The sequence below is a fragment of the Pseudomonas tremae genome (assembly GCF_001401155.1).
GTDB classification, from domain to species: Bacteria; Pseudomonadota; Gammaproteobacteria; order Pseudomonadales; family Pseudomonadaceae; genus Aquipseudomonas; species Aquipseudomonas tremae.
Map to the genome: position 1 here is coordinate 16,136 of NZ_LJRO01000114.1, position 17,594 is coordinate 33,729.

Here is a 17,594-nt window from a genome sequence, read left to right on the forward strand (position 1 = left end):
CTAGCAGACCGCAACCGTGACGGCGCTTGTCACAGCTGCGCCAACACAGGCGTATCGACGCGAACATCGGCATTCTGTCCGCGATGACGCAGCAGGTGGTCCAGCAACACCATGGCCATCATCGCCTCGGCAATAGGCGTGGCACGAATACCGACACAAGGGTCATGGCGCCCCTTGGTGATGACATCGCCCGGGGCACCATTCACATCGATTGATCGCCCCGGCGTGGTGATGCTGGACGTCGGCTTGAGCGCCAGATGCGCGATGATCGGCTGACCGGAGGAAATGCCGCCGAGAATGCCGCCCGCCTGATTCGACAGAAAACCCTGCGGCGTCATTTCGTCACGATGCTCTGTGCCACGCTGGGCCACACAGTCGAAGCCGGCGCCAATCTCCACGCCCTTGACTGCGTTGATGCTCATCAGCGCATGGGCCAGTTCGGCATCCAGACGGTCGAAAATCGGCTCGCCCAGGCCCGGCATCACGCCTTCAGCCACCACCGTGATTTTCGCGCCGACCGAATCCTGGTCGCGACGTAGCTGGTCCATGTAGGCCTCCAGCTCTGGCACTTTGTCGGGGTCAGGGCAGAAAAAAGCGTTGTCTTCGACCGAATCCCAGGTTTTGAACGGGATCTGGATCGGCCCCAACTGGCTCATGTAACCGCGGATGACAATGCCTTGGGTCGCCAGGTATTTCTTGGCAATGGCCCCGGCAGCAACGCGCATGGCGGTCTCCCGCGCAGAGCTGCGGCCGCCGCCCCGGTAATCACGGATGCCGTACTTGTGGTGGTAGGTGTAATCAGCGTGAGCGGGCCGGAACAGGTCCTTGATGGCAGAGTAGTCCTTGGACTTCTGATCTGTGTTGCGGATCAGCAGGCCGATGGAGGCACCCGTGGTCTTGCCCTCGAAGACGCCCGACAGGATTTCGACCTCATCGGCTTCCTGGCGCTGGGTCGTGTGGCGGCTGGTGCCGGGCTTGCGGCGGTCCAGATCACGCTGCAGATCTTGCAGGTCAAGCTCAAGCCCGGGCGGGCAGCCGTCGACGATAGCGACCAGCGCCGGGCCGTGGCTTTCGCCGGCGGTGGTGACAGTGAACAGCTTGCCGAAAGTGTTGCCGGACATGCGGGCGCTCCGAAAAATCAGCCAAAAAACCAGATCGTTGAAACAAGCGCGCCAGTATACGCAGCCTCGCGGTTCAGTTCATCCTCGAACCTTCTGTGACCGCGTGCGTCCAAGCGAGACCCCACCCATGATGGCCATGCGATGTTATCCGGTACTTCCCCGATTCGAGCGTTCAAACGACTGTGCCTTCTGGCGCTGCCGGTCACACTGATCCTGACCCTGATGTCTGGCGCAGCCAGCGCTGCAGGGCCTACAACGGTGCAGCGTACAGTCAGCGTGGACACTGAAAACGGCAAGCTTTACGGCACCTTGCTGATGCCGCGCTCGGACACACCTGTGCCGGTGGTGCTTATCATTGCTGGCTCAGGCCCGACTGACCGCAACGGCAATAACCCGGAAGGCGGACGCAACGACAGCATGAAGCGCCTGGCGGTGATCCTGGCCAACAACAATATTGCCAGCGTGCGCTACGACAAGCGTGGTGTGGCAGCCAGCAAGGCGGTAACGCCGGATGAGCGTAACCTCAGCGTCGAACGCTATGTTGCCGACGTGCAGCTATGGGTCAGGGCAATCAAGGCTAACCCGCGCCTGGGTCAGTTGATCCTGCTGGGCCATAGCGAAGGCGCGCTGGTCGCAAGCCTAGCGGCGGAAAAGGCCGGCGCAGCGGCAGTGATCTCTGTAGCCGGCACCGGCAGACCTGTGGATGAAGTGCTGCGCGAGCAATTCCGCGAGCGACTTCCGCCAGAACTGTTACAGCGCAGTGATCAATTGCTCGACGAACTCAAGGCGGGCAAAACCGACGAAAAGGTTCCCTCCGAGCTGGAGGTGGTGTTCCGTCCCAGTGTCCAGCCCTATCTGATTTCGCTGTTTCGGCAGAACCCGGCAGCTGCCTTTGGCGCATTGCATGTTCCGGCGCTGATCGTCCAGGGGCGCAATGACATCCAGGTCGGCGTGCGTGACGCTCTGCTGCTGAAAAAAGCCAAACCCGACGCCGAACTGGCCCTGATCGACGGCATGAATCATGTGCTGCGCATCGTGCCGGACGACCTGCAGCAACAACTGCTGTCTTATCGCAACCCGACCCAGCCCTTGGCTGACGAAGTGACGTCGCGCATTGTGGGCTTTATCAAGGCATTGCCCGCGTCGGCAAAAAAGAACTGACTGACAGCAACCACCCACCCTTCAGTCTCGGCCGCTCTGGCCGATAGCGGTTTGCCGGCCTTGTGTTTTGCTGCACAAGGTCAAGGACAGGGCCACCGCTATGACTGACGCGAATATCATGACCGAAACCACTGCAGAACCCATCAGCACAGAAGCCGAGGTTGCAGCACCGCCACAACCGTGGGAAGACGTTCTGCCCGAAAGTTTTCAGATGCTGCGCCTCGCACCGCAACCTACTGACCGGGCTACCGGTGGGCGGCCGTTGCGTTTTGTGCAGTTCGGTCGTGCCGAACGTCACAGCAAGGCGCTGAGCCTGCTGCGCATCAACATTCAGCTGCCCGGCCAACGCGTTCGTAAAGAACAGAACAATCTGGATTTATGGGCCGACCACGAGAAACGCATTGTGCGTTTCGGCCCGGAGTCAGGCTTGCAGATAGAGCCGTGGAACCGGGGGATCGGTCGCTTCATGATCGCCCATGCGGTCCACTGGGCACAGAAAAGATGGTCTTCCTACAAGATCGAGGGCGTGGCCCTGGCCAGCAAGGACGGCTTGAACGAAGACACCCGCCTGCGCCGCGATCACTTTCTGCGCACCCTCGGCTTCGAAGTCGCCTATGCCGACGCCCAGCACATGAAAGGCAGTATCAAGGATGTGCATGTTGGCAACCTGCACAGCACCTGGAACAACGACAAGGTGCAGATCGTCGAAATTCTCGAAGCGTCGCAAATGCTGGAAAAGGCAGAAAAAAACATGATCGAGCAGGAAGTCACCATCCGCCAGCACGAAGAGCGGGTCGGCAAATACAAGCGTGAGGACGCCAGTCTGCGTTTCACGATTGCCTGCCTGGTAACTTTCGCTGTGTTCCAGGCAGGGCTGCTGATCTGGATCGCCACGCACCGCTGAAACGGCTTGCCTGCGGACTGCCGGGGCTGCGATGCCAGCCCCTGTCAGGTTCGCCTCAGATTCGAGACTGAAACAGTGCCTGATGCTCGCGGCACTGCTCGGCAGTCAGCATGAACACACCGTGGCCACCACGCTGAAAGTCCAGCCAGGCGAAATCGACTTCCGGGTACAGCGCCTGTACGTGTACCTGGCTGTTGCCCACTTCGACGATCAGCAAACCCTTCTCGTTCAGATGATCAGCGGCCTGGGCCAGCATGCGGCGTACCAGGTTCAGACCGTCACTGCCGCAGACCAGCGCCAGTTCCGGTTCGTGCTGGTACTCGTCCGGCATGTCGGCGAAGTCTTCGGAATCCACATAAGGCGGATTGGACACGATGAGATCGAAGCGTTGCCCCGGCAGGCCGTCGAACCCATCGCCCTGCACGGTGTAGACCCGATCTTCCATACCGTGGCGCTCGATGTTCTGGTTGGCCACTTCAAGCGCGTCGTAGGACAGGTCGGCCAGCGCCACTTCGGCTTCGGGAAACTCGTCGGCACAGGCGATACCGATACAACCGGAGCCGGTACACAAGTCCAGAATCCGCGCAGGCTCACTGGCCAGCCACGGCGCAAAGCGCTCTTCGATCAGTTCGGCAATGGGTGAGCGCGGGATCAGCACACGCTCGTCGACAATGAACGACATGCCGCAAAACCAGGCCTCGCCCAGCAGGTAGGGCGTCGGAATACGGTCGTCGATGCGGCGTTTGATCAGGCGTTGCAGCTCGGATATCTCATCGACTTCCAGACGGCAGTCCAGATAGCTGTCGGCGATTTCCCACGGCAGATGCAAAGCGCCCAGCACCAGTTGGCGAGCTTCGTCCCAGGCGTTGTCAGTGCCATGACCGAAAAACACATCTTCCTCGTGAAAGCGGCTGACGGCCCAACGGATATGGTCGCGTACGGTACGCAAACGGGAGGTGATCATGAACAAACTCCTTAAAAAACGACGAGCCACTTTGACAGGCCTGGATCCGGACAACGACGCACGCTTCGTACCCGCTAAACTCGGGAGTTTCCACGATTCGTCTGATGCCATCAAGGCAAACCGCCATCCGCCATGCCCGCAACCTGCCCTGCAGGCCACGGAAAACGTGGCTTTCGATAGTTGCCATTCCCAGAACGCTTCAGCCAGAGGACAATGTCGCAAAAGCCCCACTCAAAGGAGCCCGTGGATGTCCGATTTAAAGACCATGTTTCAACTCAGTGGCCGGGTGCATGCGCCCGCCAGCCTGAGCAACGCGACGCTGATCATCATCGACGCCCAGAAAGAATACCTGAGCGGTCCACTGGCGCTGACCGGGGTCGAAGAAGCGCTGGCCAACATCGGTCAACTGGTCGCCAAGGCTCGCGCAGTCAAGTGTCCGATCGTACATGTCCGTCATCTGGGCACCGTCGGCGGCCTGTTCGACCCGCAGGGCGAGCGCGGCCAACTGGTTTCGGGACTTTCGCCACAAGACGACGAACACCTGGTCGAAAAACGTTTGCCCAACGCCTTCAACGGCACTGGCCTTCACGAGCTGCTGCAACGTCTGGGGCACTTGGATCTAGTGGTCTGCGGGTTCATGAGTCACTCGAGCATCAGCACCACAGTGCGCGCTACCAAGGATTACGGTTATCGCTGCACGCTGGTTGATGATGCCTGCGCGACCCGCGACCTGCCGAGCCCGCACGGTGTCGTCAGCGCCGAGGTTGTCCACCGGACCGAGATGGCAATCATGGCGGACAACTTTGCCACGCTGGCCCTCACCAAAGACCTGATCTGAAAGTGCCTGACCGAGGGGTTGTGTGAACGCGCTCACATAACCGCCCATCCTTTGCTGCCCGGTTATGTACCGGAAGCGGGAACCACCCCTCTTTATCCAAGTCACAGCGCCGATACCCGCTCAGCCGCTACCTATCGAGGAAAGGCATGAAAACGTCAGATGGTTTCAATGCACGTCGCTTGCGCAACAAAGGCCCGGGTAACTGGGGCAAGCGCATCGGTATGCTGATCGCGTTGATGCTGGCGGTTGTGGGCCTGGTGCTGACCTTCGCCGGTGCCTCCAGCCTGATCGGCCATCCTCAAATGCTGGGCGAGCTGAATGCCAGCCCAGGTGGCGCCGCTTTCGTCGCGATCAGTGGGCTACTGGTGTTTTACCTGGGCATCTGGCTCTGGCGGCGTTGCCGACGCCAGCGCGGATCGAGCGGCTTGAGCATCTCCGCCCATTTGATGAAAAAACACAACTGAACCGCTCGCTTGAACGGGTAGACTAGCCTCCTTCGCGGAGGCCCCATGCAAGACGACGATTTTTCCCTGTTCAGAAGCGAGACGCGCGGCGTAAAGCCTCTCAAGCATGAACACGCTGATGTTGGCAAACCCAAGGCTGATCGAAAAATGCTGGCCCGCCTGCGCCAGTCGGCAACCGTGCGCACCGACTCGGTGATCATCGACGGGCTCTCGGATCAATTCGTGATCGATGTCGGCCCTGAAGATGTCCTGAGCTGGTCGCGGGACGGTGTTCAGGACGGGCAGATGCGCAAGCTCAAGCTCGGGCAGATCAGCTTCGAGGGCAGCCTCGACCTGCACGGCATGACCGTGGAAGTGGCTCGCGAAACCTTGTGGGAGTTTCTGGCAGAAGCCACAAAACTGGAGATACGCTGCGTGCGTGTCACACACGGCAAGGCGGTGCGTCTGGACGGTAAGCGCCCGATGATCAAGAGCCACGTCAACACTTGGTTGCGCCAGCATCCGCAGGTACTGGGCTTCTGTTCATGCGTGGCAAAACATGGCGGCGCGGGCGCTGTTTATGTGGTGCTCAAGCGCACCATGATGGAAGGTCGCGACGAGTAGCCCGCTTCACGCCTTGTCGGGCAGACCGGGCAGCAAGTGGGTAGCGACCTGGTCGCCAACGCGTGAGCAAGACATTACAAACCCCGCCTGACACGTTGATTTGCCGCGCTGCCGTACCCCCTACGCGTGCGTAAGTTACCGTGCGTAAGTTACTATGTGCGCCTCGGCGAACGGCCATGCCCTCGCATTTATCGAATCCCACACGGAAACACACTCCTGTGACACTGGAACAGAATTACACCGCCATACTCGGGCAACTGGGCGAGGACGTCTCGCGTGAAGGCCTGCTGGACACCCCCAAGCGCGCCGCCAAGGCCATGCAGTACCTGTGTCGCGGTTACGCCCAAACGCTGGAAGAGGTAACCAACGGCGCATTGTTCAGCTCCGAGGCCAGCGAAATGGTAATGGTCAAGGACATAGAGCTGTATTCCCTCTGCGAGCACCACCTTCTGCCATTTATCGGCAAGGCACATGTGGCGTACATCCCGCAGGGCAAAGTGCTGGGCCTGTCCAAGGTCGCGCGGATCGTCGACATGTATGCCCGCCGCCTGCAGATCCAGGAAAACCTGAGCCGTCAGATCGCCGAAGCCATTCAACAGGTAACCGGCGCGCTGGGCGTTGCAGTGGTGATTGAAGCCAAACACATGTGCATGATGATGCGCGGCGTCGAAAAGCAGAATTCGGCCATGATCACTTCGGTGATGCTCGGCGAATTCCGTGAAAACGCAGCGACTCGCAGTGAGTTTCTCAGCCTGATCAAGTAATGCGTTCAGCCTGCGTTCACGTGCGGTAGCGCACGCTGAACGCTGTGCAGAACTCACCCGCTGTCCGCAAGAGGTATGAACGTGTTCATGAAAGCGTTAAGAGTGGGCCTGGGCCAACTCGTCATCGGCATCGACTTCCTGACCCGCCCAAGCAAGAAAAAACGCGATCCGCAAAGCCAGGCGGCGGTCGATGAAGCAGCACAGAACCTGACGCTTTATCAGTTTCACGCCTGCCCGTTCTGCGTAAAGACCCGCCGTGCCCTGCGTCGCCTCAACGTGCCGGTCGCGCTGCGCGATGCGAAGAACAACGAGCTCGATCGCCAGACCCTGCTCAACGAAGGCGGCAAAATCAAGGTGCCTTGCCTGCGTATCGAAGAAGAAGACAAGACAGTGTGGATGTATGAATCCAAGGTGATCATCGATTACCTTGATCAGCGCTTCGGAGCAATCTGAGCAGCGATTGCCCGACGTCGATCAACGCGGGCAATCTTCCTCGCGACAAGCAACACAGACTTGCAACTGCTTGAGCCGCACGAGGATGTGCTCGGCCAAGCATTGCGCTTGCACCAGCGGCCACATCGAGCCGGAGTCTTCCGGCTTGCCCGCCTGAGTACTGCCAGCTCATTGGCGGCGCAGGTGTTCAGGTTAGTCCAGCATGCCGATGTAGCCCGGCTGAGCCTGAACTCGCTCCAGCCAGCGACGGATACCGGTGTACGGTGTGAGGTCGAAACCGCCTTGATGCGCCACATGGGTGTAGGCATACAGGGCGATATCGGCAATCGAAAAATTATCGCCGACCAGAAACGGCGTGCGATCAAGCTGCTGCTCCATGACGGCCAGTGCCCGGTAACCGGACTTCTGCATGGCGCGATATTCGACCATGCGCTCGGCAGGCAAGCCCAGGTAAAACTGGATGAAACGCGCAACCGCCACTGAAGGCTCGTGGCTGTACTGCTCGAAGAATTGCCACTGCAGTACCTGGGTGCGCAAACGCGGTTCGGCCGGGAGGAACCTGGAGCCATCGGCGAGAAAGTTGAGAATCGCATTGGACTCCCACAAGCAGGTGCCATCTTCCAGCTCCAGCACCGGGATCTTGCCGTTGGGGTTCTTTTCCAGAAAAGCCGGGGTCTGGGTTTCGCCATTGAGAATATCGACCGGCACCCACTCGTACTCGCTGCCCAGCAGGTTAAGCATCAGCTTGACCTTGTAGCAGTTGCCCGAGTTGTAATCGCCATAAACCTTGTACATCGCCCTGCCCTCTTGATATGCCTGTGTTGCCGGATCGAATCAGGCAGCTTTCAGATTCTGTGCCGCCCGGACCACGGATGCCAGTCGTTTTATGCCCTCATCCAGGCGCGTCGGGTCGATGTGGCTGAAATTTAGCCGCAGATGGCCATGATTGGCATCAGGATCAGCGAAAAACGGCTCGCCCGGCATGAACGCAACATCCTGCTCCAGCGCGGCATCCAGCAAGGTCCGGGTGTCCAGTGGCTGTTTGAGGGTCAGCCAGAAAAACAACCCGCCTTGTGGACTGTTCCACACTGCCAGATCCGAAAAATGCGTCTGCAAGGCGCTTTCAAACGCATCACGGCGACCGCGATAGAACTCGCACAGGGTCACCAGATGCTCACGATAGTGCTCAGTGCCGATCCACTGCAAGGCCTGCCACTGGCCAGGACGATTGGTATGCAGGTCGGCGGACTGTTTCAGGCGCAACAAATGTGGAAACAGGTCGGGACTGGCAATCAGATAACCGACGCGCAGGCCAGGCAGCAGCGTTTTGGAAACCGTGCCGGTGTAAATCCAGCTGGCTTTTTTCAGGCTGCTGACGATCGGCTTGGCGCTGCCGCCATCGAAACTCAGCTCACGGTACGGTTCGTCCTCGATAAGCGTCACGTCGAACTCGTCCAGCAGCGCCGCAACCGCATCGCGACTGGCCTGGCTGTAGCGCACTGCCGAGGGGTTCTGAAACGTTGGAATCAGATAGGCGAAGGCCGGCTTGTGTTGTTCAAGACGCTGACGCATGGCGAGCAGATCAGGGCCTTCAGCCAGCAAGGGCACGGTGATGCAATTTGCGCCGAACAACTGAAATATCTGCAGCGCGGCCAGGTACGTGGGCGCTTCGAGCAGAATCTCGGTGCCCTTGTCTATGTACAGCTTGGCCGCCAGGTCCAGTGTTTGCTGAGAACCGCTGACCACCATGACCTGACTGGCCTCACAGGCAATACCCAACGCTCGGGCGTCGGCCGCCAACGCCTCACGCAGCGCAGGTTCGCCTTCGCTCATACCGTACTGCCCCAGAGAAACAGGCATGTCGGCCCATTCGACTTTGGGCAGCATCGCATCGGCAGGCAGGCAGGCCTCCGGCAAACGACATCACCTCTGGACGCTGAGCAGCGGCGAGGATCTCGCGAATCAAAGAGCTTTTCAGACGGGAAACGCGTTCGGAGAATGCCATGGTACTTACCTGTAGCCGAGACAAAGGAAAATGAGTCAAACTTATTGACTAAAATTACGACGATCACCCCGGATACGTCAACATGCTTGACTTAAAAAAACCTGCCAATCAACAGATCGCCATGGAGGCCTTCTTTTTCGGCTATCAGGCATTCACCGCCAAGGCCGATGAAATGCTGGCCAAGCGCGGCTTCAGTCGTGTGCATCAGCGCATCGTGTTTTTCATCGCCCGCTACCCCGACTTGAGCGTCAAGGAACTGCTCACGGTACTGGGCGTGAGCAAGCAGGCACTCAACGCCCCGCTCCGCCAATTGATCGCCATGAACCTGGTACACAGCGCTGCCCCCGAGAATGACAAACGCAAGCGGTTGCTGGCACTGACCGAAGAAGGCTGCCGGTTCGAGCAAGGATTGCGGCGCGAGCAGGTCAAGCTGTTGCAACGCGTGTTCGCCGAAGCGGGTCAGAACGCAGTGGATGGCTGGATGTCGGTCAACCTGGCGCTGGGCCAGACGCTGCAATCCGGCGCCTGCCCGGTCAGCCCTGAAGTCGAGTAAACGCACCCGCCGCAACTGTGCTGGCGCTTACTCGTATCGCTGTATAGCAAGGCTGCGTGGCCATACGTTTAGGCTTGGCGTCCTTTGCTACCTGCCCGCTTCAAGGACGTCCTGCATGAACGAGATCCTCAAGGTGCCACCGCAACCACTGCGGCCATGGGCCGATACATCGCCGTCTGCGTTAGTGGCGGGTTTCATTGCCATGATGACCGGTTGCACCAGTTCGCTGGTGCTGATGTTCCAGGCCGGGCAGGCTGCCGGGTTGAGCAACCTGCAGATTTCGTCATGGCTGTGGGCCTTGTTCATGGGCATGGCGGTGTGCAGCGTTGGCCTTTCCTTGCGTTACCGCACGCCGATCACTGTGGCGTGGTCCACACCCGGCGCGGAGCTGTTGATCACCAGCCTCGGCGGTGTGACGTACCCGGAGGCAGTCGGCGCATTCATGACCAGCGCAGTTCTGGTCATTCTCTGCGGCTTGACCGGCAGCTTCGAGCGCATGGTCCGACGCTTGCCGGCTTCTCTGGCAGCAGCCTTGCTGGCGGGAATCCTGTTCAGGATCGGCAGTGATATTTTCGTCGCCGCACAGCATCGCACCGGCCTAGTGATGGGCATGTTTTTCACTTACCTGCTGGTCAAGCGTCTTTCACCGCGCTACTCGGTGCTGCTCGCGCTGCTGGTCGGCATCGTGATATCCGCCCTGCTGGGCTTGCTGAACTTCAACGGCCTGGCACTGCAAGTGGCGATGCCGGTCTGGACCACCCCCGAGTTTTCATGGGCGGCGACTGTCAGCATCAGCATTCCATTATTCGTGGTGGCCATGACCTCCCAGAACATGCCGGGGGTCGCCGTGCTGCGCGCCGACGGTTACTACCCGCCTACCTCGCCACTGATTTCCGTGACCGGCATCGCCTCTCTGCTGACCGCTCCGTTCGGTTGCCACGGGATCAATCTGGCCGCCATCAGTGCCGCCATCTGCACCAGCCCTCAGGCTCACGAAGACAAAGCCAAGCGCTACACAGCGGCAATCTGGTGCGGGATTTTTTATGGTATCGCAGGGGTTTTCGGGGCCACGCTGGCAGGCTTGTTCAGCGCATTTCCCAAAGAACTGATGCTATCGATCGCCGCATTGGCATTGCTCGGTTCGATCACCAACGGCCTGACCGTGGCGATGGCCGAACCGAGTGAGCGCGAACCTGCGCTGATAACCTTCATGGTGACAGCTTCCGGGTTGACGCTGTTTTCAATCGGTTCGGCATTCTGGGGCATTGTGGCGGGCTTGCTGACCTTGTTGATTCTGAATGCACGCAAGGCGCCTTAGCGCTGGGCCATACCGGCTTGTTCAGCTGCGCGTGGCGGCAGCGACGAGCAAGGTTCCGGCATCGGCATCCAGTATCGCCTGGGTGCCCAGTGGCACGGCCTGGTTCAGGTCACCGTGGCCGACCGGCAAGCCCCCGAGCACCGGGATTCCCAGGCTGCCAAGGCGCTCCAGCAACACATGAGCCGGGCTGATAGTGCCCCCGGTGTTGGGCGCCGGGGTGAACTCGCCCACCGCGATACCCGCCAGACGTTCGAGAATGCCGCAGTTGCCCAGATGAGTCAGCATGCGGTCGACCCGATAAGCAGGCTCTTTGACTTCCTCGATCAGCAGAATCGCCCCGGTCATGTCCGACATGAACGGCGTACCGACTGACGTATCGAGAATGCACAGGTTGCCACCCAGCAACAGGCCCTGCGCACTGCCGCCGGTTCTGACCTTCGCTGTGGGTGAAGCCGGATCGGCCTTGAGCAACACCGGCTCGGTACTCATCAACGCATGGCGCATGCAGCTGACAAACAGACCACCTGCCCCCAATTGAGCGGCCACGGGACCATGAATGGTGGCCAGACGTGCATGGTTCCACAGCGCACCATGCAGGGCTGTAATGTCGGAAAAGCCGGTCACCAGCTTGGGGTCGCGGCGCACGGCTTCGATGTCCACGCGCGTGACAATCCGCTGCACGCCATACCCGCCGCGATTGCAGATGACCGCGCGAATTTCCGGATCTGCCAGCGCTGCGTTCAAGTCGGCGAGCCGCTCTTCATCGGTCCCTGAGTAAAACGAATAATTGCCCAATGCATGCGGATAGACGCGCGGACGCAGCCCCCAGCCCTTGAGCACCTCGACTGCAGCTTCAAGCTTGACGGGGTCCACCGGGCCTGCCGGCGAAACCAGCGCCACGGCGTCGCCGGCCCGCAGTACTTGAGGGTGAAGGGTCTGAAGATTCGTCGTGGGCATTGCACTCGTCCGGGCATTCATTTGACCAGCAATGTAGAGCACAGCGCTTAGCGACTCAAGCTGCAAGATGGCCTGATCAGGCCAGTCAAGTCGATCGCTTTGAACGCCAGAGGCTGAGTGGACTCTATCAACCACATGGATCAAACGGCATTCGCTGGATGATCGCTTCTTGCCTGAACAGCGCCATGAGCGCTTGATTCCATTCTTGAACCACTTTGTGAGGCCCTGCCATGACTGATTTTACCAACCGCCAGTTTCTGCTCGCCAAGCGTCCTTCGGGCACTGTACGCCGTGATGACTTCGACTATAAGGAAGGCCCGGTCACCGCGTTGAGCGACGGCCAGATTCTGGTCAGGAACAAATACCTGTCGCTGGACCCGGCCATGCGTGGCTGGATGAACGAAGGCAAGTCCTACATTCCGGCCGTGCAGATCGGTGAAGTGATGCGCGCGCTGGGCGTGGGCGAAGTCCTTGAATCGAAAAACCCGAAATTCACAGTGGGCGACCATGTTCAGGGTGCACTGGGTGTCCAGGACTATTTTGTCGGTGAGCCGAAAGGTTTCTACACCGTGGACACCAGCCTGGCGCCTTTGCCGCTGTACCTGTCAGCACTGGGCATGACCGGCATGACGGCCTACCTGGCGCTGCTGGACGTGGGTCAGCCAAAGAGCGGTGATACTGTTTTGATTTCCGGTGCCGCAGGCGCTGTCGGCAGCGTGGCCGGGCAGATTGCCAAGATCAAGGGCTGCCGGGTCGTCGGTATCGCCGGGGGCAAGGAGAAATGCCGCCTGCTGACCGAAGAGCTGGGGTTCGACGCAGCCATCGACTACAAATCCGAGGACGTTATGGAGGCGGTGAAACGCCATTGCCCGGACGGTGTGAACGTGTACTTCGACAACGTCGGCGGTGACATTCTGGACGCCGCACTCAGCCAGTTGGCGGTCGGTGCACGTGTGGTGATCTGCGGTGCCATCAGCCAGTACAACAACACCACAGCAGTCAAGGGTCCGGCCAACTACATGTCCCTGCTGGTCAACCGCGCGCGCATGGAAGGCTTCATCGTGCTGGACCATGGCGACCGCTTCGCCGAAGCCGGTCAGGTCATGGCTGGCTGGATCAAGGAAGGTAAGCTCAAGAGCAAGGAACATATCGAAGACGGCCTGGAAACATTCCCAGAGACATTCCTGAAGCTGTTCACAGGAGAGAATTACGGCAAGCTGATCTTGAAAGTGGAATAAGGCACACGCCTGACTTCAGCTATCGAGCGAGTTTCAACGCTCAGCATCGCGCACCCGGCTGCTCTTGCCTGTAAAGCGTGAGAGCAGAACGGGCGCCGCGGGGGCGTCCTCACCCTGCGAAGGGCATGTTTACGCCAGCTCTGCGACCACTGCAGCCAGCGCCCTGGCCGGGTCTGCCGCCTGGCTGATCGGGCGGCCGATAACCAGGTAGTCAGAGCCTGCATCGAGCGCCTGACGCGGGGTCAGAATGCGGCGCTGATCATCTTGTGCACTGCCCGCCGGGCGAATGCCGGGGGTTACCAGTTGCAGCGACGGATGCGCTGCTTTAAGCGCCTGGGCCTCGAGTGCCGAACAGACCAGACCGTCCATACCGGCCTTCTCGGCCAGCGCTGCCAAGCGCAATACCTGCACCTGCGGATCGATATCCAGACCGATACCGGCAAGGTCCTCACGCCCCATACTGGTCAGCACTGTCACGCCGATCAACAAAGGTTGAGGTCCGGTACGCTGAGCCAGCACCTCTCGGCAGGCCGCCATCATGCGCAGGCCGCCGGAACAATGCACGTTCACCATCCACACGCCCATCTCGGCAGCAGCCTTGACTGCCATGGCCGTGGTGTTGGGAATGTCGTGGAATTTGAGGTCCAGAAACACTTCGAAGCCCTTGTCACGCAGGGTCTCGACAATGTCCGATGCGCAGCTGGTGAACAACTCCTTGCCGACCTTGACCCGGCACAGCGTGGGATCGAGCTGATCAGCCAAGCGCAGGGCAGCTTCACGGGTCGGGAAATCCAGGGCGACGATGACAGGAGTCTGGCAGGCGGACATGAGCGTGGTCTCAGGTAAGTCGAAATCGGCGCGCATTGTAGCCGAAGCTGCAAGCGGACGGGGACCCGTAGATCGTCATCCATCGCCGATGCGCGCAAAACAGCCTTGCTACTACCTGCACTTGCAGCGAACACACTCGCGCAGACCTGCACCAAATCCACTCAGCAGGTCACATCAATTGACCCTGACGGTCTGCAAACGACCTGTTTTGAGGCAATGCGACGGATTCTTATGCACTGGCACGGCGTCTGCAACAGGATGTTTCAACGATTACAGAACCTCAGGGAGACAACAATGAGTACGCAACTCAAGCCAACGCTGGGCACGATTCATTTATGGGGGATTGCTGTCGGGCTGGTGATTTCCGGCGAATATTTCGGCTGGAGTTATGGCTGGGGGGTGGCCGGAACATTGGGCTTTTTGGTAACAGCCCTGATGATTGCAACCATGTACACCTGTTTCATTTTCAGTTTTACCGAACTGACCACCGCCATCCCGCACGCAGGTGGACCCTTTGCCTATAGCCGTCGCGCCTTCGGAGAAAAAGGCGGATTGATCGCCGGCATGGCAACGCTGATTGAATTTGTATTCGCACCACCGGCCATTGCCATGGCCATCGGTGCCTACCTCAACGTGCAGTATCCGGGCCTGGACCCCAGGCACGCTGCCGTCGGTGCCTACATCGTATTCATGGCGCTCAATATCGTGGGCGTGAAACTGGCCGCGACTTTCGAGCTGGTGGTGTGCATCCTCGCTGTGGCCGAATTGCTGGTGTTCATGGGGGTGGTAGCGCCTGCCTTCAGTTTCAGCAACTTCGCCCTCAACGGATGGGCCGGTTCGCAGACGTTCGGGCCCGAAGCCATCGCCGGCATGTTCGCCGCCATTCCGTTTGCCATCTGGTTTTTCCTCGCCATCGAAGGCGCAGCCATGGCCGCCGAAGAAGCCAAGGACCCGAAACGTACCATCCCCAAAGCCTACATCAGTGGGATACTCACCCTGGTGGTACTGGCCATCGGCGTCATGTTGTTTGCCGGCGGCGTAGGCGACTGGCGCACCCTGGCCAATATCAACGACCCGCTCCCGCAGGCCATGAAAGCGGTTGTCGGGGACAGCTCCGGCTGGTTGCACATGCTGGTATGGATCGGTCTGTTCGGCCTGGTGGCTAGCTTCCACGGGATCATCATGGGTTATTCGCGTCAGTTCTTCGCACTGGCCCGTGCCGGCTATCTGCCTGCCTCGCTGGCAAAACTGTCACGCTTTCAGACACCGCACCGGGCGATCATCGCCGGTGGCCTGATCGGTATCGCAGCTATCTACAGTGACGGCCTGATCAACCTGAGCGGCATGACCCTCACCGCAGCCATGATCACCATGGCTGTGTTCGGCGCGATCGTGATGTACATCATGAGCATGCTCAGCCTGTTCAAACTGCGCAAGACCGAGCCGCACCTGGAGCGCACCTTCCGCGCGCCGGGCTACCCGGTGGTGCCTGGCATTGCGCTGGCGCTGGCAGTGGTGTGTCTGGTGGCAATGGCCTGGTTCAACATGCTCATCGGCCTGATCTTTCTGGGGCTTATGGCGATCGGCTTCATCTATTTCAGCCTGACCGCCAAATCGCGCGCTGATGCGCCGGCCGATGCAATGCTGACCGGCCGGTAACACGTCTCCTCCGGGTCACGTGCAATCGGCCTTGCACGCGACCCGTTCATGGCGCGTACACTTGAACCATTGAGCAGCATCGCCGCTCAAACCGGTATCACAACAAGGAGAGCGCTATGCCCTGGTATGCCTGGTTAATTTTGCTCGTAGCCATTGGCTCGATTGTCGGCGGTCTGATGATGCTGCGCGACACAGCCAAGAAACTGCCCCTCAGCGAAGAACAGCTCAAGCGTGTGCATGAGCGCAATGCAGAAATGGACGCCAAAGACGCCAAGGATCGTTAAGAAGGTTGGGTCGGCAGGCTGATACACCGCCCGTTATTTTTCGGGCGGGGCTATGCTGACTGGCAGCACCTTGATGTGCAACGGTTGGAAGATCGTTGCCAACTCCCCTCCACTGCGCAAGTTGTCCAGCAAGCGGGTGAAGTGTGGCACGTCGATATTGCCGCCTGGGCGCAGCAATGCATATTGCCGGTAAACCTGATCGACCCGTTCGGAAACCATCAGGTGCGAGGCCTCACTCGGGTGATTGGACATGAAGTCGATCAGATAGGAACGGGTAACAGGCGCCACGTCCGCGCGTCCACGGACCACCATCAGCAAGTTGCTGTCATGAGAGTAAGTCGACGTCATGTCGAAGTGTTCGCTCAGGTATTTCTGATCAGCATTGAAGTTGGCAAATCCATAATGATAACCACTGAACAACGCCAGGCGTTTGTCGGACAATGTATCGAAGTAATCCTGCTGACGCCCTTCAACCTGCCGCGCCACATACACTTCAGCGTCTTCAAGCCCAAGGTCGACCGTGTCGTGAGGAATGTCTTTCCAGCCCCACTCGGGGTTCTCGAACATCGCAATATCGAAACGACCCTCACTGAAGTCACGAAAGCGTCGGGGCACCGACGTCGGGATCATCACGAATTCATAATCGTTCTGCTCGGCGTTCAGGGCATTGATCAGTTTGGGCAACAGCCCAGTGTCTTCGCCTTTCTCGGGACGCACCATGTACGGAGGAAAGTGCACTGCCGCAACCCGCACCAACTGCGCAGCAACGACCGACGGCGCCACCATCAACGGAATAAGCACTAACGCCCCCGCCACGGCAGTGCGCACGACACTATCAATTACCACTGCGAGTCTTTTCATAAAACACGGCATCAATCAAAGCCGCCCACGCTATGCGGTTTCTTTGATTTAGACAACTGTCAAATCAACGGCGCCAATACCCTTGTGCAGAGGGCGGCCAGTGCGTGGCGAATAACAGGCCGCACCTTTGCAATAAAGGGCGGTCATTGTAGAGCGACGGCCGAATGCACAGTGAACCGTAGGACATAAGGGGCTGGCATCGGCTAATGTAATTACGCTGAAGCCATTGAATATCAAAACGGAGCTTGATGATGCCGCATTGGCTGGTGATTGATCTGGAAGCGACAACCGAAGAAGGTGGCTGGCCAGTCGCAGAAATGGAAGTCATCGAGATAGGCGCAACGCTCGTCAATCAGGACGGGCGCGAACTGGACCATTTCGAACGTTTCGTGCGCCCTGTACGCAGGCCGTTGCTGACTCACTTTTGCCGCCAATTGACTCACATCAGCCAGAGCAATATCGACAGCGCTGCACCGCTGACGACGGTATGGCCTCAGTTCGAGCGTTGGCTGAGTCATCACCGTGCGCGGGTGCTGGGCTGGGCCAGCTGGGGTGACTATGACCGTCAGCAACTGGAAGAGGAATGGCGTCATCACCAACTCGACAGCGCGCTGTCGAG

At 59.4% G+C, this 17,594-nt stretch carries 18 protein-coding genes and 3 pseudogenes (1 of these 21 cut by a window edge); 13 read left to right on the forward strand and 8 right to left on the reverse strand.

What is annotated here, in order from left to right:
- Nucleotides 1–29: 29 nt before the first annotated feature.
- On the reverse strand, nucleotides 30–1,121 hold the full coding sequence (gene aroC, locus ALO43_RS08490; RefSeq protein WP_005887488.1) for a chorismate synthase: 1,092 nt from the start codon (nucleotides 1,119–1,121) through the stop codon (nucleotides 30–32).
- Between the two features lie 141 nt (nucleotides 1,122–1,262).
- Here aroC and ALO43_RS08495 point away from each other — a divergent pair, with 141 nt between their 5' ends.
- Together ALO43_RS08495 and ALO43_RS08500 are read left to right on the forward strand one after the other, a co-directional pair.
- The gene (locus tag ALO43_RS08495) at nucleotides 1,263–2,282 is read left to right on the forward strand and encodes an alpha/beta hydrolase (protein ID WP_024670699.1); all 1,020 of its coding nucleotides are present in this window, start codon (nucleotides 1,263–1,265) and stop codon (nucleotides 2,280–2,282) included.
- Between the two features lie 100 nt (nucleotides 2,283–2,382).
- Complete coding sequence (locus tag ALO43_RS08500; RefSeq protein WP_080267883.1) at nucleotides 2,383–3,186, forward strand: hypothetical protein; 804 nt, start codon at nucleotides 2,383–2,385, stop codon at nucleotides 3,184–3,186.
- Nucleotides 3,187–3,241: 55 nt separating this feature from the next.
- Here ALO43_RS08500 and prmB read toward each other — a convergent pair whose 3' ends face one another.
- The gene (gene prmB, locus ALO43_RS08505; RefSeq protein WP_024670700.1) at nucleotides 3,242–4,150 is read right to left on the reverse strand and encodes a 50S ribosomal protein L3 N(5)-glutamine methyltransferase; all 909 of its coding nucleotides are present in this window, start codon (nucleotides 4,148–4,150) and stop codon (nucleotides 3,242–3,244) included.
- A gap of 247 nt (nucleotides 4,151–4,397) precedes the next feature.
- Here prmB and ALO43_RS08510 point away from each other — a divergent pair, with 247 nt between their 5' ends.
- The 5 genes from ALO43_RS08510 (at nucleotide 4,398) to ALO43_RS08530 (ending at nucleotide 7,272) form a co-directional block, all read left to right on the forward strand.
- Nucleotides 4,398–4,988, forward strand: a complete 591-nt coding sequence (locus ALO43_RS08510; RefSeq protein WP_005887484.1) for a cysteine hydrolase family protein — start codon at nucleotides 4,398–4,400, stop codon at nucleotides 4,986–4,988.
- A 146-nt stretch (nucleotides 4,989–5,134) separates the two neighbouring features.
- Nucleotides 5,135–5,452, forward strand: coding sequence for a hypothetical protein (locus ALO43_RS08515; protein ID WP_005887483.1), 318 nt, complete (start codon nucleotides 5,135–5,137; stop codon nucleotides 5,450–5,452).
- A 45-nt stretch (nucleotides 5,453–5,497) separates the two neighbouring features.
- Nucleotides 5,498–6,055, forward strand: coding sequence for a Smr/MutS family protein (locus tag ALO43_RS08520; RefSeq protein ID WP_005887482.1), 558 nt, complete (start codon nucleotides 5,498–5,500; stop codon nucleotides 6,053–6,055).
- 218 nt (nucleotides 6,056–6,273) lie between these two features.
- Nucleotides 6,274–6,819, forward strand: coding sequence for a GTP cyclohydrolase I FolE (folE, locus tag ALO43_RS08525; RefSeq protein ID WP_005887481.1), 546 nt, complete (start codon nucleotides 6,274–6,276; stop codon nucleotides 6,817–6,819).
- A gap of 75 nt (nucleotides 6,820–6,894) precedes the next feature.
- Complete coding sequence (locus ALO43_RS08530) at nucleotides 6,895–7,272, forward strand: glutathione S-transferase N-terminal domain-containing protein (RefSeq protein ID WP_024670701.1); 378 nt, start codon at nucleotides 6,895–6,897, stop codon at nucleotides 7,270–7,272.
- A 21-nt stretch (nucleotides 7,273–7,293) separates the two neighbouring features.
- Here the strand turns inward: ALO43_RS08530 and ALO43_RS32340 are convergent.
- The 3 genes and pseudogenes from ALO43_RS32340 to ALO43_RS08540 all read right to left on the reverse strand — a co-directional run.
- Nucleotides 7,294–7,428, reverse strand: a pseudogene (locus ALO43_RS32340) (lysozyme inhibitor LprI family protein); the annotation flags it as partial.
- A gap of 36 nt (nucleotides 7,429–7,464) precedes the next feature.
- On the reverse strand, nucleotides 7,465–8,067 hold the full coding sequence (locus ALO43_RS08535; protein ID WP_005887479.1) for a glutathione S-transferase family protein: 603 nt from the start codon (nucleotides 8,065–8,067) through the stop codon (nucleotides 7,465–7,467).
- A 39-nt stretch (nucleotides 8,068–8,106) separates the two neighbouring features.
- Nucleotides 8,107–9,277 (reverse strand): annotated as a pseudogene (locus ALO43_RS08540) (aminotransferase-like domain-containing protein).
- An 82-nt stretch (nucleotides 9,278–9,359) separates the two neighbouring features.
- On the opposite strand from ALO43_RS08540, the gene ALO43_RS08545 reads away from it, so the two are divergent.
- A complete protein-coding gene (locus ALO43_RS08545) occupies nucleotides 9,360–9,830 on the forward strand; it encodes a MarR family winged helix-turn-helix transcriptional regulator (protein WP_024670702.1) in 471 nt (156 codons plus the stop codon).
- A gap of 115 nt (nucleotides 9,831–9,945) precedes the next feature.
- Entirely contained in the window at nucleotides 9,946–11,148 is a 1,203-nt protein-coding gene (locus tag ALO43_RS08550; RefSeq protein WP_054997374.1) for a benzoate/H(+) symporter BenE family transporter, read from the forward strand.
- A 21-nt stretch (nucleotides 11,149–11,169) separates the two neighbouring features.
- On the opposite strand, the gene ALO43_RS08555 is transcribed toward ALO43_RS08550, so the two are convergent.
- Nucleotides 11,170–12,105, reverse strand: a complete 936-nt coding sequence (locus tag ALO43_RS08555) for a S66 peptidase family protein (protein ID WP_083492139.1) — start codon at nucleotides 12,103–12,105, stop codon at nucleotides 11,170–11,172.
- 230 nt (nucleotides 12,106–12,335) lie between these two features.
- On the opposite strand from ALO43_RS08555, the gene ALO43_RS08560 reads away from it, so the two are divergent.
- Nucleotides 12,336–13,343, forward strand: coding sequence for an NADP-dependent oxidoreductase (locus tag ALO43_RS08560; protein ID WP_005887473.1), 1,008 nt, complete (start codon nucleotides 12,336–12,338; stop codon nucleotides 13,341–13,343).
- Between the two features lie 129 nt (nucleotides 13,344–13,472).
- On the opposite strand, the gene pyrF is transcribed toward ALO43_RS08560, so the two are convergent.
- Nucleotides 13,473–14,171, reverse strand: a complete 699-nt coding sequence (gene pyrF / locus ALO43_RS08565; protein WP_054997376.1) for an orotidine-5'-phosphate decarboxylase — start codon at nucleotides 14,169–14,171, stop codon at nucleotides 13,473–13,475.
- Between the two features lie 294 nt (nucleotides 14,172–14,465).
- Between pyrF and eat the strand changes: the two genes are divergently transcribed.
- The gene (gene eat, locus ALO43_RS08570; RefSeq protein ID WP_054997377.1) at nucleotides 14,466–15,830 is read left to right on the forward strand and encodes an ethanolamine permease; all 1,365 of its coding nucleotides are present in this window, start codon (nucleotides 14,466–14,468) and stop codon (nucleotides 15,828–15,830) included.
- Nucleotides 15,831–15,946: 116 nt separating this feature from the next.
- Nucleotides 15,947–16,114, forward strand: a complete 168-nt coding sequence (locus ALO43_RS28480; RefSeq protein WP_005887468.1) for a DUF2897 family protein — start codon at nucleotides 15,947–15,949, stop codon at nucleotides 16,112–16,114.
- 33 nt (nucleotides 16,115–16,147) lie between these two features.
- Here the strand turns inward: ALO43_RS28480 and ALO43_RS08575 are convergent, their stop codons facing one another.
- Nucleotides 16,148–16,987 carry a substrate-binding periplasmic protein gene (locus ALO43_RS08575; RefSeq protein ID WP_054997378.1) on the reverse strand — a complete coding sequence of 280 codons (840 nt, stop codon included), beginning with the start codon at nucleotides 16,985–16,987 and terminating at the stop codon, nucleotides 16,148–16,150.
- Between the two features lie 239 nt (nucleotides 16,988–17,226).
- On the opposite strand from ALO43_RS08575, the pseudogene ALO43_RS08580 reads away from it, so the two are divergent.
- Nucleotides 17,227–17,594 (forward strand): annotated as a pseudogene (locus ALO43_RS08580) (3'-5' exonuclease); it runs 109 nt beyond the window's last position.